Raw genomic sequence first — 21,035 nt, 5'->3', positions numbered from 1 at the left:
CACGTTACTTGTGTTTACTCGGCAGCTGACGAAAATATTGAGTAGCAAAGTCAATAAAGGCTCGGATGCGTTTTGGTTGATGTCGGTCGTGATGGTAAAGGAGTGAAAACTCCACACTCGGAATGCTCCAGTCGGTAAACACTTCTTTTAGCTTGCCTGTCTGGAGTTCTTGTTGGCAATAAAGTGCTGGTACACGGATGATACCATTTCCCGCCAACGCTGCTTTTATCATTACTCTGCCGCTTTTACATCGTAACTGCCCACGTATTTGGTGCTCCGTCGACTGCTTTGTATTCGTATCCTCAAATGCCCACCGAGTCACACTGCCTGTCAAACAAACGTGATTTTCTAAGTCTTTTGGATGCGAAGGGTAGCCATGTGTTTCTAAATAGCTTGGGCTTGCGTACGTCCCCATTTCCACATCGATCAGTTTGCGAGCGATAAAGTTGGAGTCTTCTAACTTTCCCATTCGAAAAGCGATGTCGAATTCATCCGCGATTAAATCGACACGATGGCTGCTGAAATCTAAGTTAATGCTCACCTGTGGGTGTTGGATTAGAAACTGAGAAACGATATCTGCGACAACGTCTTCTCCTAAATAGCCCCCCACGCAGTTGATACGAATTTCACCTCTTAAGTCTTCTACATCATCAACCACTGCCATAACAGCTTGATCAATATTGTGAAGGGCAGTTTCACACTGTTTATACAGAACCTTGCCTGCTTCGGTGAGGTTCAGTGTTCGAGTGGTCCTTTGTAGCAAAGTAACACCAATCTGTTGTTCCAGATTTGTTATTTGACGTGAAACGTGTGAGCGAGAAACGCCAAGTTGCTCTGCTGCTTTCGTGAAGTTTCCTAGTTGAGCGATTAGGACGAAAGAGCGAATATCCGCAAGGTTGATGTGTGTTTGCATGATGACTTCTGCGTAATTCAAAAAAGTATTGTTGCAGTATAACAACAGTGTTTCAACTAGGTCGGTATATATCAACAAACAAAGTTTTCTTAAACTTATCGCCACTGATGTAAACCGTTCTATTAAGGATTCAAAATGAAAAAGTTAATTGTTATTACAGGCGCTAGTTCAGGCATTGGTGAAGCGATTGCACGTCACTTCAGTGAACAGGGCCATGCTCTTCTTTTGTTAGCAAGACGTGTAGAACGTTTAGAAGCATTAAACTTACCAAATACGCTTTGTGAAAAGGTAGATGTGACCGACAAAGCTTCTTTTGAAGCGGCAATTGAGAAAGCTGAAGCGTTGTATGGTCCGGTAGATGCACTTGTAAATAACGCAGGCGTTATGCTTCTAGGCCAGATAGATACTCAGGACGCATCTGAGTGGAAGCGCATGTTTGATGTGAACGTACTTGGCTTGCTAAATGGCATGCAGTCCGTTTTAGCACCGATGAAAGCGCGTAACAGTGGTACGATCATCAATATCAGCTCTATTGCGGGCAAGAAAACATTTCCTGATCATGCCGCTTACTGTGGTACCAAATTTGCGGTTCATGCGATTTCTGAAAACGTACGTGAAGAAGTCGCATCATCGAATGTTCGCGTTACGACTATTGCACCTGGCGCAGTGGAAACGGAATTACTTTCACATACTACGTCTCAAGATATTAAAGATGGCTATGATGCTTGGAAAGAGGATATGGGGGGCGTGTTGGCAGCCGACGATATTGCACGAGCAGTGCTGTTTGCTTATCAGCAACCGCAAGGTGTATGTGTTCGCGAAATTGCTTTGGCACCGACAAAACAGCAACCTTAACATTAATTTACAGCGACTTCTGGATCATTAGGGCTGTGAATATTTGCACACCGATTCGTGATTGATATGGCATCTTTCAACTAAGTCGTATGAAAATTTAGGTTACCCATTTAAGTCCGTAGCCTAAGTGTGTTATTGCTTATACCCAAGTTACTCAAGGTGAGAAAAAACTTTGAGTAATTTGGGTTTTTATTTGGTCTCAATTTTTAGTATGTCGCTCTATTGGGGTCAGCGGGCCACAGTCGTAAAGAAAAGGAGAAGGTGACGTAAAGCAAAATGAAGCAATATCCATAGCTTAATGAGAATTGATTTCATCAACGTCACAAGCCGTTACAATTATCCGTTAGGTATTATACTTTGTGGGTGGTTAATATTTAACCAAACAAGGAGGTGTGTATGAAACGATTCGCGAACATACTTTTTGCAACACAAGGATTGCCTGGTCATAGTGAGGCGCTCGAACAAGCGATGAGGATCGCATCCAGCAACAAAGTACCTGTTTCAGGGCTAATTGCGTGCCCCGATTTCCCCGCGGATATGCTCCAGTATCAGCAAAGTTATGAGCAATCGCTACAAGACTCCCTCAAACAAAGCATTCAGGAATACAGACAGAAGCTCGATCTTTCTGAAGATGATCTGGCATTTCCTCTTACTGTGAAAAGCAGTGAAAAACCCGCTGTCTGTATCATTAAAGAAGCATTAGCTGACAACAAAGATCTTATCATCAAAGAAGCTGAACCACTCGGTGAAGGTGCTGAAGGCTTCAAAGCCATTGATATGACACTGTTACGCAAATGTCCTTGTCCATTATGGTTACACCGACCGATTGATAAGCCGAGAGACAAACGCCGTGTGGCTGTTGCTATAGATCCGTTAACGGCGAGCGATGAACAGCACTCATTAGCGGTGCGTTTACTTGAATTATCTCGTTCAATAGCCGACACCTGTGACAGTCGTTTACATGTGATTTCTTGCTGGGAATATTACTTAGAGAATTACCTACATGACAATGCTTGGATTCAAGTCGACGATGCTGAGTTGAAACATGAACTCGACAAAGCAAAAGCCGATCATAAACAAGCTCTACAACAACTGCTGGAAGAGTCGGGGATTACGGGTGAAATTGTGATTCATCATTTACACGGAAAGCCTGATGAAAAAATCCCGGATTACGTAGAAAGCATAGAAGTGGACGTTCTAGTCATGGGTACCTTAGCGAGAACAGGGATATCTGGCTACGTCATTGGTAATACGGCTGAAAACATTTTGCAATCTATAAACTGTAGTTTGGTCGCTCTTAAGCCCGATGGTTTTGTATCGCCGATTCAGTAATTGGTGTGTAACAAACCTGGGTTTAAGTGGTTGTTTTAGGTAAAGGAGGGAGACGGAGTTCTAGAACATGGAATTATCAGTGTATCAATAAGTTATCAGAGGAGAGTGACATGAAAAACCTATGCCCGAAATGCCACACAGAAATGATAGAACGTTCGAACGTTTATGTTTGTCCGAGAAATGATATCGGTGACTGCACCTACGATGCGTTCGAGTTAACTGATGACGATAATCCATACACATTCAGTCGAGAACACGTAAGTAGTGATCTACGTTCTTACACCGTAGCGGACAGTAAGTAGCTGTTTGTATTAACGTTCCTTTAAGTAGCATTCAGTGATTGCTGATTGCTACTTATCCCTTAGTTTTATGATCTTTTTTGAAATGCTTGGGCTAAAACAATCAAGTGGAGCTTTTTATCTTTGCGCCAGATAAGGCGAACTTTCTTATAAAAATGAATGGGCTGCGATGTTGAATAGCATAACGGGTAAAGAAAACCTGCCGAAAAATCCCGATAATCAGTTGGTCTTACTGATTTTTCCTGTGCTGCCAATTTTAATCTTCTCTTTTCTTTTTTACATCTATACACCCGCAGGCGTAAGCTGGAATGCGGAATGGATACCTGGCCTCGATATTAACTTCAGCTTTAGGTTAGATGGTCTGTCATTCCTTTTTGCCGGGCTGATCAGCGGGATTGGCGCACTGATCCAAATATACGCTTTGGCTTACTTACGAGAGAGTGATAGCCGATTTTCCTTTCATTTATACCTAACCCTATTCATGCTTGCCATGCTAGGGATTGTGATGAGCGATAACATCCTATTGTTGTTCGTTTTCTGGGAACTCACCACCATCACTTCTTACTTGCTGATTGGTTTTAATCACGAAAACAAAACGTCACGAAAAAATGCACTGCAGTCGTTGATCGTTACAGGTGCTGGTGGATTAGCGTTGTTAGCTGGCCTTATCTTGTTGGGAGCGATGGCAGGGAGTTATGAGTTACATACGATCATCGCTCAGGCGGACACGATTGCGCAGCACGAATGGTTTATGCCATCTCTAGTGCTCATACTACTTGGTGCATTTACTAAATCTGCGCAGTTCCCGTTTCATTTTTGGCTACCTAACGCGATGGCAGCGCCCACTCCAGTCAGTGCGTATTTACACTCGGCAACAATGGTAAAGGCGGGCATTTACTTGTTAGCGCGTTTATCGCCAGTTTATGCTCATAGCGAGGTTTGGTTTTATGCCCTAGTGATCACAGGGAGTATCACCGCCGTTTGGTGCACGTTTGTCGCATTAAAACAAACTGACTTGAAGCTGATGCTAGCCTACAGCACGAATGTTGCTTTGGGTAAATTAACATTATTACTAGGTATGGGCACAGATTTGGCCGTGAGTGCAGTATTGATGTTTATTCTCGCTCACTCTTTCTATAAAGCAGCGCTGTTTATGGTGGTGGGCAATATCGACAAAGCGACAGGAACACGAGATATTGATCAACTGTACGGCTTGAAGTCAGTGCTCGTCATCAGCATGGTTGCGGGGAGTTTGGCTGCATTGTCTAAAGCGGGATTCCCGCCGTTGTTAGGCTTTTTGAGCAAAGAATACATGTACAAATCCGCAGTAGAGCTCAATAACTGGATCGCCTTTGTACTTTTAATGGTCAATATATTGATGGTTGCGCTAACCATTATGCTTATTGCGAGACCATTCTTTGCTCGCCGTGATCTCGTGCCAATTGAAACGAAGCCAGTTGAGACAAAAAAAGCCATGTGGATCTCGCCTTTGCTCCTGGCACTTGGCAGTCTCATCGTTCCGTTAGTCGGTTTAAATTGGTTAGATCACCACATCATCTTTCCTGGCTCTGCTGACATTCTGCCTACAGCCGATATTAAAGTGACATCATTATGGCATGGTGTGAATGTACCGCTGGCCCTAAGCGTTATCACGCTAGTATTGGGGTATGTGGTGTACCGTGTTTATCCTACTGTGTCTGCATTTTTTCAGCGGTTACATCTATTCGTCCCCAAAGCGGAGAATGTTTTTGAACGACTATTAGATGACATGATGACACTGGCGCAGTGGCAAACGGCGCTGTTGCAGCAAAAGAAGTTGAGTCGTTATGTTCTGCTATTTTTCACGGTACTCGCCGTCGCTTTGCTTGGTCAGGTAGCATTTATTCCTCTGCCTTTGTTTGAACAGCTTTCAAACGTGGCTTTCTATGAAATTGGCATTGCCTTATTGCTGATTGGTGCAGCGATCGTATGTACGTTGTCTCACTCAAGGCTTCTTGCGATTTCTGCGCTAGGTATGATTGGTTTTATGACCACGCTTGTTTTTATGATCTACAGTGCTCCGGACGTCGCGAAGACTCTACTGTTAGTGGAAACATTAATGGTGGTCTTTTTAGCATTGTTAATGCGTCATATGCCGCGTTTAACCACCGTGCCCAAGCATTCAATAAAACGCAAATTGGCTAATGTTTGTATAGCGGGCGTGATAGGTGTTTCGATTACTTTCCTCTTGTTAGGAATCACGTCCCAGCCGATGGATTCATCGGTGTCGGATTTCTTTGCGGAAAATAGTGTCCCAGGCGGGCATGGGCGCAATATTGTCAACGTCATTCTCGTCGACTTTCGTGCGTTCGATACATTGGGAGAGGTTGTCGTCGTTGTCATTGCTGGGATTGCAGCAGTGAGCTTGCTTAAGACAAGAGCGAAAAAGCAAAACCGTATTCAATCATTAATTTTTGCAACCACGGCACATATCGTCGCGGCGCTCATGCTCGTGTTCTCAGTGTATCTGTTATTACGTGGTCATAACGAACCGGGTGGTGGCTTCATTGGTGCACTGATTGCCGTTATTGGCTTATCGCTTCTCATGTTCGCGGAATCACCGAAATACGTTCGTTCTAGATTGTATTTCAAGCCGTTTTTCATTGCGTTATTTGGCATCGCATTGAGCTTGGTATCTGGCGCTTTGAGCTTTGTGTTTGATAAACCGTTTTTAACCGGATTGTGGTGGAAAGATGTGATACCACTAGGTACGCCGTTGGTTTTTGATGTTGGTGTTTATCTTGCCGTTATAGGTGGCGTGATGGGGATGCTGCTTCGTATTAATGAGGAGCTAGAGTGATGGAAATAGTCTGGAGTGTTGTCGTTGGAGTATTTGTCGCCGCAGGCATTTACTTAATGCTAGAAAAACATATCTTGCGTCTCTTGTTCGGTATCATGTTACTCAGCAGTGCGGTTAACCTTGCTATTTTTACAGCGGGAAGGCTGACTCCTGGAGAGCCGCCACTGATTGGCGATAATGCTCTTTTGCCACCAGATGGCGCAGCAAACCCATTACCTCAAGCGCTAATTTTAACTGCGATAGTCATCGGTTTTGGGCTACTTATTTTTGCTTTAATGTTGCTCTATCGAGCTTATAAAGATTCTGGAACCGCAGACGTCGATGAAATGCAACGTTCTGAGGAGGGTCAATGAGTTCGATTTTGCTGACGTTACCTGTTGTTCTTTCATTGAGTACGGCGCTGACCATTTTCTTTGTACGTCGCTCAACAAAAAGTGTTGAGTGGTTAAGTGGCGCGAGTGCGATTTTGAACCTTGTCGTCGCAGGCCTTCTTACAGAAAATATCATAAGTAATGGTATTCAAGCCGTTGCTTTTGGCCAGTGGCAAGCACCGTTTGGTATCGTTTTTGTCGCAGATTACTTCAGCGTTGCCATGGTGATGATTACGGCAGTGATTGGTGCGATATGTGTTTTCTATGCCATGGCGGACCTTCACCGAAAACCTTCCTATAGCAATTACCATGCGTTGACGCACGTGTTGCTTGCTGGTGTTTATGGCGCGTTCCTCACCGGAGATATTTTTAATCTGTATGTTTGGTTCGAGGTCATGCTCATCGCGTCATTTGGTTTAATGGTATTAGATGCAACGAAAACTCAAATTGATGGGGCAGTGAAGTATGTGATGTTGAACCTGATTTCGACGCTAGTGTTCTTACTTGCCATCGGTTTGTTGTATGGCGCAACGGGCACCTTGAACTTGGCCGATCTCTATACCAAAGCGGGAGAGAGCGAATTGAGCATCAACATGATGTTGTCCGCCTTGTTTTTGTTTGCCTTTTCTATCAAAGCTGCACTATTTCCTTTATTTGCTTGGTTGCCAGCTTCTTATCACACCTTACCAAGTGGTGTGGTTGCGCTGTTTGCTGCGTTGCTTACTAAAGTCGGCGTATACGCGTTAATACGAGTCTTCACATTAGTATTTCCGCTCGCCGAGAGTGGTTGGCAGCCGACGTTGATTTGGATTGCTGGCCTCACCATGTTAACGGGCGTTTTGGGGGCGGCAAGTCAATTCGACATTAAGAAAATTCTTTCTTTTCACATCATTAGCCAAATAGGTTACATGATAATGGGATTAGCGATTTACACTCCTTTAGCTTTGGCTGGCGCTATTTTCTACATTGTTCATCACATCATTGTAAAAGCGAATTTGTTCTTAATCGGTGGCTTTATTGAGCGCAAATATGGGTCTAGTCAACTTGAACATTTGGGCGGGGTATATAAAGCAATGCCTTGGTTAGCGTTCTTGTTTCTTGTCCCTGCGTTTTCTCTGGCAGGATTTCCGCCGCTCTCTGGTTTCTGGGGCAAATTCTTGGTCATCAAATCGAGCATACAGGCTGAATATTACTGGTTAGCCGGTACCGCGCTATTGGTGGGGCTGCTTACTGTCTATTCGATGACGAAAATTTGGAGTGAGGCATTCTGGAAAAAGCCGGTTAGGGAAAAAACAGAACAGACTCTGCAGGTCAAAGTACATTGGTTGTATTGCGTTCCAATTGCCGTATTGACCATGTTCACGTTGGTCATAGGCTTGGTGGCGGAGCCTTTTTATCAGTTTTCTGTTCAAGCCGCGGAACAACTGTTAAATCCGAATGAATACATTCGGGCGGTATTGGGAGGAAATCCATGATCTATCTATTCCTCAATCTTTTCTTAGTATTAGCGTGGATGATGTTAAACGGCAGTTATTCGAGTCTGAATTTTGTCGTCGGATTTACGGTCGGTTTTTTTGCCTTACGGTTGAGCCAACCATTTGGATTAAAAACCAGCTACTTTAGACGTTTTGCGTCGGCATTAAAGTTACTGGTGTACTTCGCTTATGAAATGATCATATCGGTTGCAAGAGTCGTGTGGGATGTCGTGACGCCAACGCATTTGAGCCAGCCAGATATCGTCTATGTTCCTTTGGACGTCGATTCCGACCTTGAAATCACCTTACTTGCGAATATGGTTTCTTTAACACCGGGCACACTCAGTTTGGACGTTACGCCTGATAAAAAGCATCTTATCGTTCATGCAATGTTTGCGCCTGAGCATGAAGCAGTTATTCGTGGAATTAAAAACGGATTAGAGCATCGAATTTTGGAGGTGACGCGTGGATAGTTGGCTGCAAATAAGTGTCACTTTTGCCTATGCAGGGCTATTACTCAGTTTTGTTATGGCTTTCTTCCGTTTAATTTTAGGACCAACGCTGGCTGACCGAGTTGTGGCGTTAGATTTGATTTCATTTATCACCATCGGTTTTATTACGGTTTACACCTTAGACAGTGGTGAGGATGCTTTGTTAGATATCGCCATTACATTAGGTTTGGTCGCATTTCTTGGCACAATCGCATTTGCGCGTTTGATCGTTAAAAGGAAGGAGAGAGAATAATGGATGTGTTGATTGGGCTGTTTTTATGTTTAGGGACGTTATTGATCCTAAGCGCTAGTTTAGGTGTGTTGCGGTTACCAGATCTATACACCCGAATGCATGCCGCAACCAAAGCCGGTACCGTTGGAGTTAGTTGCTTACTACTAGCGGTTGCCTTCTCAATTCCTGAAGTCACCGTGATCTCCCGAGTTATCGGTACGATGTTGTTTATCGTTCTCACGGCGCCAGTCGCCTCCCACTTGCTCGGCAGAGCAATGCGAGAGGTCGGATATAAGATTTGGCGCAATGATTAAGTTTTTTCTTGTTTAACCAATTGTCACTATTGATTAAGCTGGCTAATTTCTTCCAGCACTTCTGGGTTAGCAATAGCACCAATGTTTTTTACAGCTTGCCCGTTGACCAATTGTTTCACTGCTAGTTCAACCAGTTTGCCTGAGCGCGTTTTAGGAATATCACTGATAGCAAAAATTTGGCGTGGTACATGGCGCGGTGAACATTTTGTTTTTAATGTTTGGCGAATTGAATCGGTGAGTTGTTGGGTTAACTCGACCTCGTGAGCGAGTTTTACTAGTAACCAGATTTCTTCAGACTGCTGGTTTAACTTGCCGACGGCGATGGAGTCCTCGACCTCGGGTAACGCGTTCACTTGCTGATAGATCTCAGCGGTGCCGATTCGTACGCCGCCTGGATTCAATGTCGCATCGCTACGGCCATAAAAAATAAAGCCGCCATGTTCGGTTTGCATCACATCGTCGCCATGGTGCCAGATATCGGTAAACTTGCTCCAATAAGCGTTGTGATAGCGTTCGCCGTTGTCGTGCCAAAAACCGATAGGGAAGTTAGGTAGTGAGTTATTGCAAGTCAGTTCGCCGCGTTGCTGTGTAATGGTTTTTCCCTCGTCGTCCAAAACACGCACGTCGATTCCAAGCCCTGAACCTTGGCATTCGCCTTTGTACACCGGTGAAATAGGGTTTCCAAGTACAAAACACCCACAAATATCCGTGCCGCCAGCAATGGAAGCCAAATGTAAATCCTGCTTGATGTGCTGATAGACATAATTAAATTGTTCTGGGTAAAGCACTGAGCCGGTCGAACACAGGGTTGTGAGTGACTTCAGGTCGTGTTCTGACTTGGGAGAGTAATTCGCTTGCTCTAGCGCCTCTAAATATTTCGCTGACGTACCAAACAGTGACACGCTATGTTCTTCTGCTAATCGCCATAAGACGGAGTGATCAGGGTAAACCGGGCTCCCATCGTAAATCACTAAGGTAGCACCACTCGCAAGTGCTGAAACATGCCAGTTCCACATCATCCAGCCACATGTTGTGTAGTAGAAAACCTTGTCTTGTGGTTTGATATCGCAATGTAGTTGATGTTCTTTGAGGTGATTGAGCAAGGTACCGCCCACGGAATGGACAATACACTTAGGTTGCCCCGTTGTGCCAGAAGAATACAAAATGAATAACGGGTCATTAAACAGTATTGGTTGATATTGAATTGATAGTGGAGAAAAGTGGTGAGCAATATCAGACCAATACACAAAGTCAGAAGTGCTAGCACTCTTAGCGTTTTGTATATATTCGATTTGGCATACGCTAATAGTGGCGTATTCGGAGACACTGCTTAGCTTACTACTAAGAGTCGTGTTTTTGTCCGTCATATCGAAAGCTTTGCCTCCGAACTGGTAGCCATCACAGCAAAAAAGAACTTTCGGCTTGACCTGGCCAAAACGCTCTACGACGCTATCGATACCAAAATCAGGCGAGGTTGAAGTCCAAATGGCACCAAGGCTGGTGGTGGCTAGCATGGCAATAACGGTTTCTGGAAGGTAGGGCAAATAACCCGCAACGACATCGCCTTTACCAACATCACAAGTGAGTAGCCATTGCTGAACGACAGACACCTGTTCCAGTAACTGTTTACCAGTGAGCTGCCTGTGTTCACCGCTTTCATTGGTAAAAACGATAAACTCACGCTCAGGTGTTTGTTCGGCCTGAGATAGGAGGTTCTCTGCGTAGTTAAGCGTGGCATCTGCAAACCATACTGTGTCTCTATTTACATGGTTATAAGCAGTATCTGTCTGTGTCCACTTGGGAGCACCAAGGCTTTTGACTTGCAAGCCAATATTTCCAATGACGTTACAGAAATGCCAGGTATGTCGCCAAAATTCGTCATTGTGGTCAATGGACCACTGGTGTAAAGACGTGTAATTATTGATTGAGATATCTTCGGTTTGGTGCGCATTAACCGTCTCGATAAATCGTTGCAAGTTGCTATTGCTGATGCGCTCAGCAGATGGTGACCAAATAGGTGCAGAATTTTGCATAGGTCCCTCTAATTTCGATTCTTTTTGAATATGACCAAAACAAAAAATAAAGGGGCGAACATAGCAGTGTTCGCCCCTTATCTGATTGTTTAAAGTTGTTCGGCAAGCTGAGGTAGTACCTCAAATAAATCACCAACCAATCCATAGTCGGCAACTTCAAATATAGGAGATTCTGGATCTTTGTTGATCGCGACAATCACTTTGGATTCCTTCATTCCTGCAAGGTGTTGGATGGCACCGGAGATCCCAACTGCAATATAAAGCTTAGGCGCAACGATTTTACCGGTTTGACCCACTTGTAAATCGTTGGCAACAAACCCAGCATCAACCGCCGCGCGAGAAGCGCCAATGGCGGCCCCCAGTTTATCGGCGACTTGTTCGATCAATGCGAAGTTCTCTTTGCTACCGACTCCGCGTCCACCTGACACAACCACCTCTGCCGCGCTTAATTCAGGACGCTCTGACACGGTTTTATCGACAGAAACCAATTCAACCATTGGAGCTGAGATGGTGACTTGCTGATGCTCAATGTCAGCTTGATTGTGACAAGTAACCGGCTCAAACGCAGACGCGCGCACTGTGACGACGCGAACCTTGTCGCTGGTGGTCACTTTGGCAAATGCATTCCCTGCGTAAATAGGACGAATAAAGGTGTTTTCATCGATAACTTGGACAATATCGGAGATTTGCCCAACGCCGAACTTCGCTGCAATTCGCGGTGCAAGATCTTTTCCTTTTGATGATGAGCTAGCCCAGATGGCGTCAAAACCTTCAGAAAAACCGACCACGATAGGTGCGATACTCTCGGCAAATTGGTGCTTGAGTTGCTCGTCATCGATACAAATGACGTTTGAAATACCATCAACACGACAGGCTTGCTGAGCGACTTCTTCACACTGGTGGCCCACTACGATCAAAACATTGTCTTGGCTGACTTGTTTTGCTGCATTAACTACTTTGAGTGTGTCCGCATGCAATTGGTTATTGTCATGTTCTGCTATGATTAAGTTCTTCATGAAATCACCTTCGCTTCGTTACGCAGCTTATCGAGAAGCTCTGAGACAGATTCAACCTTGATGCCACCTTTTCTCTGCGCTGGTGGTGTGACTTCTTGAATGGTTTGGCTAAATACCACTTCAACACCCAGAGTGTCAGGTGTGATTGTATCTAACGGCTTGCGCTTGGCTTTCATTATATTAGGCAAAGAGGCAAAACGCGGTTCATTCAGGCGTAAGTCAGTACTGACCACAGCAGGTAGGTTCATCGCGACCGTCATCAAGCCGCCATCCACTTCTCTCACGACCTGAACTTTTTGATCTTCTATCTTCACGTCTGAAGCGAAAGTTGCTTGAGGCCAGTCAAGTAGGGCTGCCAGCATCTGAGCCACTTGGTTGTTGTCGGTATCAATGGATTGTTTACCCGTAATCACAAGCTGTGCTTGTTCTTGCTCAACCAGAGCTTTGAGCAGCTTAGCGACGACCAATGGCTCTATTTTGTCTTCAGTATCGACATGAATAGCGCGATCAGCACCTAACGCAAGCGCAGTACGTAGTTGCTCCTGACATTGGCTACCGCCAGCACTGACAACGATGACTTCATCTGCAATACCTTGCTCTTTTAGTCGTACGGCTTCTTCAACGGCTATTTCGCAAAATGGATTAATCGTCATCTTGACGTTATTGGTTTCAACATCGCTATGGTCCGCTTTCACACGAACTTTAACGTAGGGATCAATGACCCTTTTGATTGGCACTAGTATTTTCACGTTAGATTCCTTTTTACAGTGAAGACTATGTGTTTACAGTGAAGACGATGTGATGACATCTTTAAAATGATGTTAATTTACCTTTACGTTTGCGTCAACTTTAAATATATTGTTGCTTAACAAGTTGGCAACATGCAAAGAAAAAGGAATGCAATCATGGAAAGAGACTGCATGGAATTTGATGTTCTGATTGTAGGCGCTGGTCCCGCAGGTTTGTCTGCGGCATGCCGAATCAAACAATTAGCAGCAGAAAAAGAACAAGACCTCTCTGTTTGCGTGGTAGAAAAAGGCTCTGAAGTTGGAGCGCATATTTTATCGGGTGCGGTGTTTGAAACGCGCAGTTTGGATGAACTGTTTCCCGACTGGGAAGAGAAGGGCGCACCGCTCAATACCAAAGTAAACCAAGATAAAACCTACTATCTAGGCAATGAAATCAATGGTCATGAACTACCTTCTTGGGCGGTGCCTAATACGTTACATAACAAAGGTAATTACATAATAAGTTTGGGCAGTCTATGCCGATGGATGGCGTTGCAGGCTGAGAACTTAGGGGTGGAGATCTACCCAGGTTTTACCGCCAGTCAAGCCATCATCGATGAAGACAACCGCGTTTGTGGCGTGATCACGGGCGATATGGGATTAGACAAAAATGGTGAACAAAAAGGAAATTTCGAACCTGGTATTGAACTGCGAGCGAAGTTTACTTTATTTGCTGAAGGCGCGCGGGGTCATATTGGTAAGCAGTTGATTAATCGATTTAATCTCGCTGAAGATAAAACGCCTCAACATTACGCTATCGGCTTTAAAGAGCTGTGGGAAATACCACCAGAGCAGCATCAACAAGGGTTAGTGGTTCACGGCTTAGGCTGGCCGTTAGCGAACGAAGCCACAGGTGGCAGCTACCTCTACCATTTAGAGGGAAACCAAGTTGCCGTCGGGTTGATTGTTGACTTGAATTATAAGAATCCGTACTTGAGTCCATTCGATGAATTTCAGCGTTTTAAACATCACCCGATGATTGAGCAATACCTCAAAAATGGTAAACGAATTAGTTATGGCGCAAGAGCGATCACCAAGGGCGGTTTCCATTCGCTTCCCACGCAACAGTTTGCTGGTGGCTTGTTGATTGGCTGTGATGCAGGAACGCTTAACGGCGCTAAAATCAAAGGCACGCACACCGCAATGAAATCTGGCATGCTTGCCGCCGAAGCAGTATGTGAAGCCCTTGAGAGTCAGTCAGTTACTGCTGATTATCAAAAGCATTTCAAACAGTCTTGGCTGTATGAAGAGCTTTATCAAGCACGTAACTTCTCAAGTGGAATCCACCGCTTTGGATCGTGGCTGGGCGGTGGCTTAGCGCTGCTGGAACATAACGTGTTAAAAGGTAAAGCTAAGTGGCATATCCGCTGTGATAAGCCTGATCATCAGTCTCTGTTATTGGCGGAAAACAGCAATAAAATTGTCTATCCGAAGCCTGATGGCGTGTTAAGTTTCGATCGCCTCTCTTCTGTTTATCTATCCAATATCTTCCATGAAGAGGATCAGCCGTGCCACTTACGTTTGGCGAACCAGCGCATTCCCATCGAGCAGAATCTTGAGTTATATGCAGAGCCAGCACAGCGCTATTGCCCGGCTGGCGTTTATGAAATCGTACAGGGGGATCAGCAGCCAGAGCTGCAAATAAATGCGGCGAACTGTATCCACTGTAAGACCTGCGACATCAAAGATCCAAGTCAAAATATTACCTGGACACCGCCGGAAGGTGGTGGTGGCCCTAACTATCCGAATATGTAGTCGTCTGAGAATAATTTTTATTAACAATTTATTTACTTAAAGTTTGCGTTAGTTCAAATCTTTCTCGATGAACTCGATTGCAACTTAATCTTTCAAGCACTATTCTGATTTTAAATTGACGTTTACGTAAACTGAATACAAAGTTGATGCATAGGTGTAAAAGCGGTTACCAGTATCAAAGTTAGGTTTGATCAAATAGTGCTCAATGGAACGCACTTAAATAACGAAAGGGAGATCAACTATGGTATCGGAATCGCCTCTATTGCAGGTAAACGATATTTCATTGGCTTTTGGTGGGGTGAAAGCTCTAACTGACGTGAGCTTCCATGTGAATGAAAAGGAAATTTTTTCAATCATTGGTCCAAACGGTGCAGGTAAAACCTCAATGCTCAATTGCATCTCTGGTCGATACACACCAAACAAAGGCTCTGTAATCTTCGCTGGAGATGATGTAACCAAACGAACACCTAGCCAACGAGCTGAGTTAGGGTTGGGAAGGACCTTCCAGAACTTAGCACTCTTTTCTCATATGTCGGTACTCGACAACATTATGGTTGGTCGACATCACCTACTAAAAAACAACTTCGTCACGGGGCCACTGTATTGGTTCTCTAACGCACAGAAAGAAGAGATGGCGCACCGCAAGTACGTGGAAGACGTGATCGATTTTCTAGAAATCCAGCACATTCGCAAAGCCACCGCTGGCACACTTTCTTACGGTTTACGTAAACGTGTAGAACTTGCTCGTGCCATTGCCTTAAAACCTAAGTTGTTGCTGCTTGATGAACCGATGGCAGGCATGAACTTGGAAGAAAAGGAAGACATGGCGCGTTACATCATGGATTTAAACGAAGAGTTAGACATCACCATCATCATGATCGAGCACGATATGGGCGTGGTGATGGATATCTCTAACCGCGTATTGGTGTTGGATTTTGGTAAACACATTGCGATGGGCGAGCCAGAAGAAGTGATGGCCAACCCACATGTGAAACAAGCGTACTTAGGCGAAGAGCTACCGACATTAGAGGAGAGTGCATAATGGCACAGCAACATAATGATTGGGCAGATATAACCCGCTTAGATACCTTTCCAAAAGTGTTGCAGCATAATGCCAAGCACTGGCCCGAGCAAGTCGCAATGCGTGAAAAGGAGTTTGGTATTTGGCGAGAGTTCACTTGGCAAGATTATGAAAATCGAGTGAAGTGGATGGCTCTGGCACTTCAAGATTTAGGTGTTGGTGAGCAAGACGTTGTTGGTTTGCTGGGTGATAACCGCCCGGAATGGGTATGGGGCGAGTTGGCCGCACATGCGATCAAAGGTTTCTCGCTGGGCATCTATCAAGATTCCATGCACGAAGAAGTGGCGTACCTCATCAACTATGCCAAAGCAAAAGTCGTGGTTGCGGAAGATGAAGAGCAATGCGATAAGCTACTTGAGCTCGGTGATGAGATCCCAAGCGTAGAATTCATTATCTATTGTGACCCGCGTGGAATGCGCAAGTACGACGACCCGCGACTGATTGACGTTGAGCAGGTCTATAAAAAAGGTCAACTGATCGACAAAGCGGATCCGGATAAATATCTCAATATGGTTGCGGCAACCAAAGGCAGCGATCTTTCGATTCTTTGTACCACGTCGGGTACGACTTCCAAACCAAAGTTGGCTCAGCTACACAGCGGCACTTTCTTAGATCACTGTGCAGCTTATCTGCGTGCCGACCCGCGCTCTCCAGGCGACAACTACGTTTCTGTTCTGCCTTTGCCTTGGATTATGGAGCAGGTGTATGTGGTTGGTCAGGCGTTGATTTCTCGTCAAATCGTTAACTTCGTGGAAGAACAAGAAACCATGATGTCTGACTTGCGCGAAATTGGCCCGAACTTCGTGCTGCTTGCGCCGCGAGTGTGGGAAAACATTGTGGCAGACGTGTCTGCACGAATGATGGATTCCACACCGTTTAAGCAGAAGATGTACAAGCTGGGCATGAGCTTAGCCAACAAAGCGCTGGAGCAGGGTAAACGCTCTAAGTTGGCTGAATGGATTCTTCTGCGTGCTCTGCGTGACCGTTTAGGGTTTTCGAACCTGACATCTGCGGCAACCGGCGGTGCGGCGATGGGACCGGATACTTTCCGTTACTTGCAAGCGATCGGTGTACCACTCAAGCAGCTTTACGGTCAAACCGAAATGTGTGGTGCGTACACCGTCCACCAAGCCGATGATGTGGATTACGATTCCGTTGGTGTTGCGTTTGATAATGCAGATGTGAAAGTCATCAACCCGGACAGCAATGGCGTTGGTGAAATCATCGCGAAAAGTACAGGCATGTTTACTGGCTACTTAAACAACCAAGCAGCATATGATGAAGATGTTCAAGATGGTTGGATGCACACAGGCGATGCGGGCTATTTTAAAGATTCCGGTCACTTGGTGGTGATTGATCGTCTGAAAGATATGTCGGAAACCAGCCATGGCGACCGCTACTCTCCGCAGTTCATTGAAAACAAACTCAAGTTCTCGCCGTTTATTGCAGAAGCCGTAGTGGTGGGCAAAGGTCGACCTTGGCTGTCTGCCATCATCTGTATTCGCTACGCGATTGTTGCGAAGTGGGCAGAGCAACGCGGCTTGGCATTTACCAACTACACCAACTTATCTGCTCAACCAGAAGTGTATCAAGCGATTCGTGAAGAAGTGCTGAAAGTGAACGAATCCCTACCGGATGCACAGAAGATCAGCAAATTCATTCTACTTTACAAAGAGCTAGATGCCGACGATGGCGAGCTAACTCGTACGCGTAAAGTGCGCCGTGGTGTGGTTGCGGAGAAATACGGAGACATCATCGAAACCATCTACAGCGACGATCCAAAAGTCGATGTGGATACGGTGATCACTTATCAGGATGGCACCAAAACACGCATTCAAACGTCGCTAGTGATTGAAACGCTTATTGAACATGAGCCAACGCTGGTGGATAGCGAACAACGGAGGATCGCATAGTGAATACGGATTTATTACTGCAACTCGTCATTAATGGCGTGATCGTTGGCATGTTGTATGGCGTTGTCGCCATGTGCTTTGTACTGATATACAAATCGACCCAGGTGGTGAACTTCGCTCAGGGGGAGTTTCTTCTGATTGGTGCGTGGGTATGTTGGGCGGCGCTTGTTCATCTGCAACTGCCATTTTTTATCGGCTTTTTACTCACGCTCGCGTTCATGATGGTGTTCGGTATCGCCGTGCAAACCATTGTGCTCAGACCGTTAATTGGTGAGCCGATTATCTCGGTGATTATGGTGACCATCGGTCTGTCTATGTTCTTCCAAGCATTGATGAAATGGATATTTGGTGTCTCGGCTGTGTCGTATCCGCAAGTGTTCGAAACAAATGTGGTGAATATCGGTGGTTTGAACGTTGAGTTCGCTTACATTCTGAGTTTGATCTTCTCGATGTTCATCATGGGGGCGTTCTACTGGTTCTTCAAATTCAGCAAAATGGGTCTGGCAATGCGCGCAACGGCATTTAACCAGCAAGTCGCCCAGAGTCTTGGCATTTCCATCAAGAAAGTGTTCGCCATCAGTTGGGCTATTTCGGCCATGGTATCTGCAACAGCAGGGATTGTTATCGGGATCGTTAACGGCGTATCTGACGCGCTATCCATTATTGGTATCAAAGTTTTCCCAGCCGTTATTTTAGGTGGCTTAGATTCTGTAGTCGGCGCAATTGTCGGTGGTATCACCATCGGGGTGCTAGAGAACTTAGCTGAGTTTTTTGATAGCCAATACCTGCAAGTGGGTAACCTGTACAACATCGCACCATTCTATGTGCTGTTAATCATTCTTGCCTTCAAGCCATACGGCCTGTTTGGTACCAAAGATATCGAGCGTATTTAAGGAGAAATAACATGGCTCAACTTAGCATGCGCCCATGTGGGGATTTTCGAACCACATACAAAAGTGATACGCCAATTTTTGAAACCAAAACCATTAGAAGCCTAGCGATTGCAGGTGTGATCGCCATGTTGGCTGCGCCTTTGGTATTGGATATCTATTTTCTTAACCTGTTTATTCAGATTGCGTATCTCGGTATCGCGGCGCTGGGTTTAAACATTCTGGTTGGTTTTACAGGACAAATCTCCCTCGGCCATGGTGCGTTTTTTGGCTTTGGTGCCTTTGCATCGGCTTGGCTGAATAACCAGTTCAACATTCCAGTCGTGTTTGCGATTCCGCTTGCGGGTTACTTAACCATGATTGTGGGGATGCTGTTTGGTCTGCCGGCTGCGCGAATTAAAGGCTTATATCTCGCGATTGCGACTTTGGCTGCGCAGTTTATTTTAGAGGACTTCTTTGCTCGTGCAGACTGGTTCAGTGGCGGCTCATATGGTGCTGGTGCAAACCCTATCAATCTGTTTGGCTTTGAGTTTACGACCGATGAAAGCTTCTTCTACATTGCTCTGTTTGCGTTGATCTTTATGTACATGTGGGCATCAAACTTGATCCGTTCTCGTGATGGTCGCGCGTTTGTCTCGGTACGAGATCACTACCTGTCGGCAGAAATCATGGGTATCAACCTAACCAAGTATCGTCTGCTCTCATTTGGAGTGTGCGCATTCTATGCGGGCATCGGGGGCGCACTCTACGGACATTATCTAGGTTTTGTATCAGCAGAAGGTTTCACCATCATGATGTCTATCCAGTTCTTGGCAATGATCATCATTGGTGGCTTGGGTTCAGTCAAAGGCACATTGATGGGTACGATATTTATCGTATTGCTGCCTGAAGTTTTGGAGTTTGGCGTGACGGGGTTGGCTGAGTTTAGCAATAACACTTCGTTCATTGATGGGCTTGCTTACTTCAAAGAAATGGCGATCGGCTTGGTCATCATGCTGTTCCTTATTTTCGAACCTCAAGGGTTATCGCATCGCTGGCAACAGATTCGAGCATATTGGAAACACTATCCGTTCTCATATTAACGTGGAATTAAGTGGAATATACCTCAATAACAAGGACAACGAGTTATGAACAAAGGACATTTAGCGACAACGTTGGTGCTATCTTCGGCACTGTTTACTACCGCCACTTGGGCAAAAGACTCTGTATTTGTCGGGCAATTGGTCGACTTTTCTGGACCAACAGCCTACGTGAGTAAGCCTTATGGTTCTGGTGTGCGAGACGCATTACGCTGGATCAACCAAAACGGTGGCATTAACGGTACTGAGCTCGAATTTGAAACGGTAGACATGGCGTATAAAGTTCCAGTAGCCATTTCCAACTACAAACGTTGGGTGGCGCGTAAAGACATGGTTGCGCTACAAGGCTGGGGCACGGCAGATACCGAAGCACTCATCTCGTTTGTGACCAAAGACAAAGTCCCAGTGTTCTCTGCCTCTTATTCAGGTCACTTAACGGACCCAACCGGCAAGAACCCAAAAACCGCGAAACCAGCGCCTTATAACTTCTTCTATGGTGCGTCGTACTCAGATGCGTGTCGTGCACTAGTGAAGTGGGCGAAAGAAGATTGGGAATCAAAGGGCAACCAAGGTGCGCCGAAATTTACCCATATTGGCGATAACCACCCATTCCCGAATGCGCCAAAAGAAGCGTGTGCAGAATATGCTGAAGAGCTTGGTTTTGAGGTGCAAAACCCAGTCGTTGTGTCACTAAAACCAGGGGACTTCAAAGCACAATGTCTGTCACTCAAAGAGTCTGGCACCAACTACGGTTACATTGCCAATATCGGTAGCTCGGTAATCTCACTCGTGAAGTCTTGTAACACGGTTGGTACAGAGTTCCAGTACATGGCGAACATTTGGGGCGGTGACAAACCAGTACTTGAAGCGGCGGGCGATGGCCTTAAAGATTATGTTTTTCCTGGCATGACGGCGTTTTGGGGAGACGATAACGAAGGCATGAAACTGGTTCGTGAGATTTCTAAGCAGTCTGAATCAGAGCCTGGCGAGTTTAGAACTCACCACTACATTCGCGGCATTTGTTCTGCGTTCTATATGAAAGAAGCGATGGAGTGGGCGAAAGACAACGGTGGCATCACGGGTGAAAACATCAAGAAGGGCATGTATGTTCATGACAACTGGGTACCACAAGGCTTAGAAGGTGTTTGTGTCCCTGCGAACTGGAAACCGGAAGATCACCGTGGCACAACAACCGTGAACGTGTTTATGGGTAACAACAACGGCGGCGCAGTCGATATTAAGAAAGTGTCCCAAGTGACATTGTCACGTCGTGACGATTGGCTAGGTTACTAATCTACGACTTATTAATAACAAAGCTTACTGAAAATAAGGATGGGTGAGAGAACACTCTCACCCTAG

At 45.4% G+C, this 21,035-nt stretch carries 19 protein-coding genes; 15 read left to right on the top strand and 4 right to left on the bottom strand.

Translation table 11 applies throughout. From position 1 onward, the window contains the following. Positions 1–4: 4 nt before the first annotated feature. Positions 5–913, bottom strand: coding sequence for a LysR family transcriptional regulator (locus tag NL644_RS05935; RefSeq protein ID WP_253658166.1), 909 nt, complete (start codon positions 911–913; stop codon positions 5–7). Between the two features lie 135 nt (positions 914–1,048). Between NL644_RS05935 and NL644_RS05930 the strand changes: the two genes are divergently transcribed. From NL644_RS05930 to mnhG, 9 genes are all read left to right on the top strand, one after another. Continuing rightward, positions 1,049–1,768 (top strand): SDR family oxidoreductase, encoded by a 720-nt coding sequence (locus tag NL644_RS05930; protein ID WP_046875926.1) that lies wholly within the window; start codon positions 1,049–1,051, stop codon positions 1,766–1,768. A 396-nt stretch (positions 1,769–2,164) separates the two neighbouring features. Continuing rightward, positions 2,165–3,100: a universal stress protein gene (locus NL644_RS05925; RefSeq protein WP_046875927.1), complete on the top strand. Its 936-nt coding sequence runs from the start codon at positions 2,165–2,167 to the stop codon at positions 3,098–3,100. 110 nt (positions 3,101–3,210) lie between these two features. Next, positions 3,211–3,402, top strand: coding sequence for a hypothetical protein (locus tag NL644_RS05920; RefSeq protein ID WP_005392611.1), 192 nt, complete (start codon positions 3,211–3,213; stop codon positions 3,400–3,402). A gap of 166 nt (positions 3,403–3,568) precedes the next feature. Then, entirely contained in the window at positions 3,569–6,238 is a 2,670-nt protein-coding gene (mbhE, locus tag NL644_RS05915; protein WP_253658165.1) for a hydrogen gas-evolving membrane-bound hydrogenase subunit E, read from the top strand. Next, positions 6,238–6,591, top strand: coding sequence for a Na+/H+ antiporter subunit C (locus NL644_RS05910; protein ID WP_053807864.1), 354 nt, complete (start codon positions 6,238–6,240; stop codon positions 6,589–6,591). The genes mbhE and NL644_RS05910 overlap by 1 nt, the downstream gene beginning before the upstream one ends. Further along, positions 6,588–8,084, top strand: a complete 1,497-nt coding sequence (locus NL644_RS05905; protein ID WP_199804292.1) for a Na+/H+ antiporter subunit D — start codon at positions 6,588–6,590, stop codon at positions 8,082–8,084. The genes NL644_RS05910 and NL644_RS05905 overlap by 4 nt, the downstream gene beginning before the upstream one ends. Next, complete coding sequence (locus NL644_RS05900) at positions 8,081–8,557, top strand: Na+/H+ antiporter subunit E (protein WP_253658164.1); 477 nt, start codon at positions 8,081–8,083, stop codon at positions 8,555–8,557. The genes NL644_RS05905 and NL644_RS05900 overlap by 4 nt, the downstream gene beginning before the upstream one ends. Continuing rightward, on the top strand, positions 8,550–8,828 hold the full coding sequence (locus tag NL644_RS05895) for a cation:proton antiporter (RefSeq protein ID WP_046875930.1): 279 nt from the start codon (positions 8,550–8,552) through the stop codon (positions 8,826–8,828). Before NL644_RS05900 ends, NL644_RS05895 begins: the two co-directional genes overlap by 8 nt. After that, positions 8,828–9,121: a monovalent cation/H(+) antiporter subunit G gene (gene mnhG, locus NL644_RS05890; protein ID WP_104972424.1), complete on the top strand. Its 294-nt coding sequence runs from the start codon at positions 8,828–8,830 to the stop codon at positions 9,119–9,121. The genes NL644_RS05895 and mnhG overlap by 1 nt, the downstream gene beginning before the upstream one ends. 26 nt (positions 9,122–9,147) lie before the next feature. On the opposite strand, the gene NL644_RS05885 is transcribed toward mnhG, so the two are convergent. From NL644_RS05885 to NL644_RS05875, 3 genes are all read right to left on the bottom strand, one after another. Further along, positions 9,148–11,154 carry an acetoacetate--CoA ligase gene (locus tag NL644_RS05885; protein WP_253658163.1) on the bottom strand — a complete coding sequence of 669 codons (2,007 nt, stop codon included), beginning with the start codon at positions 11,152–11,154 and terminating at the stop codon, positions 9,148–9,150. Positions 11,155–11,243: 89 nt separating this feature from the next. Further along, the gene (locus tag NL644_RS05880; protein ID WP_253658162.1) at positions 11,244–12,170 is read right to left on the bottom strand and encodes an electron transfer flavoprotein subunit alpha/FixB family protein; all 927 of its coding nucleotides are present in this window, start codon (positions 12,168–12,170) and stop codon (positions 11,244–11,246) included. Next, positions 12,167–12,919 (bottom strand): electron transfer flavoprotein subunit beta/FixA family protein, encoded by a 753-nt coding sequence (locus tag NL644_RS05875; protein WP_006741064.1) that lies wholly within the window; start codon positions 12,917–12,919, stop codon positions 12,167–12,169. Before NL644_RS05875 ends, NL644_RS05880 begins: the two co-directional genes overlap by 4 nt. A gap of 156 nt (positions 12,920–13,075) precedes the next feature. On the opposite strand from NL644_RS05875, the gene NL644_RS05870 reads away from it, so the two are divergent. The 6 genes from NL644_RS05870 to NL644_RS05845 all read left to right on the top strand — a co-directional run bounded on the left by NL644_RS05870 (position 13,076) and on the right by NL644_RS05845 (position 20,969). Next, the gene (locus NL644_RS05870; protein ID WP_253658161.1) at positions 13,076–14,713 is read left to right on the top strand and encodes an electron transfer flavoprotein-ubiquinone oxidoreductase; all 1,638 of its coding nucleotides are present in this window, start codon (positions 13,076–13,078) and stop codon (positions 14,711–14,713) included. 241 nt (positions 14,714–14,954) lie between these two features. Continuing rightward, on the top strand, positions 14,955–15,755 hold the full coding sequence (locus NL644_RS05865) for an ABC transporter ATP-binding protein (RefSeq protein ID WP_005392600.1): 801 nt from the start codon (positions 14,955–14,957) through the stop codon (positions 15,753–15,755). Next, entirely contained in the window at positions 15,755–17,707 is a 1,953-nt protein-coding gene (locus NL644_RS05860) for a long-chain fatty acid--CoA ligase (RefSeq protein WP_253658160.1), read from the top strand. The genes NL644_RS05865 and NL644_RS05860 overlap by 1 nt, the downstream gene beginning before the upstream one ends. Then, positions 17,707–18,600, top strand: coding sequence for a branched-chain amino acid ABC transporter permease (locus NL644_RS05855; protein ID WP_006741061.1), 894 nt, complete (start codon positions 17,707–17,709; stop codon positions 18,598–18,600). Before NL644_RS05860 ends, NL644_RS05855 begins: the two co-directional genes overlap by 1 nt. Positions 18,601–18,611: 11 nt before the next feature. Beyond that, positions 18,612–19,679: a branched-chain amino acid ABC transporter permease gene (locus NL644_RS05850; RefSeq protein ID WP_104973556.1), complete on the top strand. Its 1,068-nt coding sequence runs from the start codon at positions 18,612–18,614 to the stop codon at positions 19,677–19,679. 45 nt (positions 19,680–19,724) lie between these two features. Continuing rightward, positions 19,725–20,969: an ABC transporter substrate-binding protein gene (locus NL644_RS05845; RefSeq protein ID WP_006741059.1), complete on the top strand. Its 1,245-nt coding sequence runs from the start codon at positions 19,725–19,727 to the stop codon at positions 20,967–20,969. The last annotated feature ends 66 nt before the right edge of the window (positions 20,970–21,035 follow it).

This window comes from Vibrio sp. Y10_XG_PY6, from assembly GCF_024181795.1.
In the GTDB taxonomy this organism is placed as follows: Bacteria; Pseudomonadota; Gammaproteobacteria; order Enterobacterales; family Vibrionaceae; genus Vibrio; species Vibrio diabolicus.
This window is presented reverse-complemented; position numbering and strand designations above follow the sequence as displayed.

What these genes read in the sequence shown, in the direction of transcription:
- NL644_RS05935 (WP_253658166.1), bottom strand. Translation starts at nt 913, where the DNA reads ATGCAAACACACATCAACCTTGCGGATATTCGCTCTTTCGTCCTAATC.
- NL644_RS05930 (WP_046875926.1), top strand. Translation starts at nt 1,049, where the DNA reads ATGAAAAAGTTAATTGTTATTACAGGCGCTAGTTCAGGCATTGGTGAA.
- NL644_RS05925 (WP_046875927.1), top strand. Translation starts at nt 2,165, where the DNA reads ATGAAACGATTCGCGAACATACTTTTTGCAACACAAGGATTGCCTGGT.
- NL644_RS05920 (WP_005392611.1), top strand. Translation starts at nt 3,211, where the DNA reads ATGAAAAACCTATGCCCGAAATGCCACACAGAAATGATAGAACGTTCG.
- mbhE (WP_253658165.1), top strand. Translation starts at nt 3,569, where the DNA reads ATGTTGAATAGCATAACGGGTAAAGAAAACCTGCCGAAAAATCCCGAT.
- NL644_RS05910 (WP_053807864.1), top strand. Translation starts at nt 6,238, where the DNA reads ATGGAAATAGTCTGGAGTGTTGTCGTTGGAGTATTTGTCGCCGCAGGC.
- NL644_RS05905 (WP_199804292.1), top strand. Translation starts at nt 6,588, where the DNA reads ATGAGTTCGATTTTGCTGACGTTACCTGTTGTTCTTTCATTGAGTACG.
- NL644_RS05900 (WP_253658164.1), top strand. Translation starts at nt 8,081, where the DNA reads ATGATCTATCTATTCCTCAATCTTTTCTTAGTATTAGCGTGGATGATG.
- mnhG (WP_104972424.1), top strand. Translation starts at nt 8,828, where the DNA reads ATGGATGTGTTGATTGGGCTGTTTTTATGTTTAGGGACGTTATTGATC.
- NL644_RS05885 (WP_253658163.1), bottom strand. Translation starts at nt 11,154, where the DNA reads ATGCAAAATTCTGCACCTATTTGGTCACCATCTGCTGAGCGCATCAGC.
- NL644_RS05880 (WP_253658162.1), bottom strand. Translation starts at nt 12,170, where the DNA reads ATGAAGAACTTAATCATAGCAGAACATGACAATAACCAATTGCATGCG.
- NL644_RS05870 (WP_253658161.1), top strand. Translation starts at nt 13,076, where the DNA reads ATGGAAAGAGACTGCATGGAATTTGATGTTCTGATTGTAGGCGCTGGT.
- NL644_RS05865 (WP_005392600.1), top strand. Translation starts at nt 14,955, where the DNA reads ATGGTATCGGAATCGCCTCTATTGCAGGTAAACGATATTTCATTGGCT.
- NL644_RS05860 (WP_253658160.1), top strand. Translation starts at nt 15,755, where the DNA reads ATGGCACAGCAACATAATGATTGGGCAGATATAACCCGCTTAGATACC.
- NL644_RS05850 (WP_104973556.1), top strand. Translation starts at nt 18,612, where the DNA reads ATGGCTCAACTTAGCATGCGCCCATGTGGGGATTTTCGAACCACATAC.
- NL644_RS05845 (WP_006741059.1), top strand. Translation starts at nt 19,725, where the DNA reads ATGAACAAAGGACATTTAGCGACAACGTTGGTGCTATCTTCGGCACTG.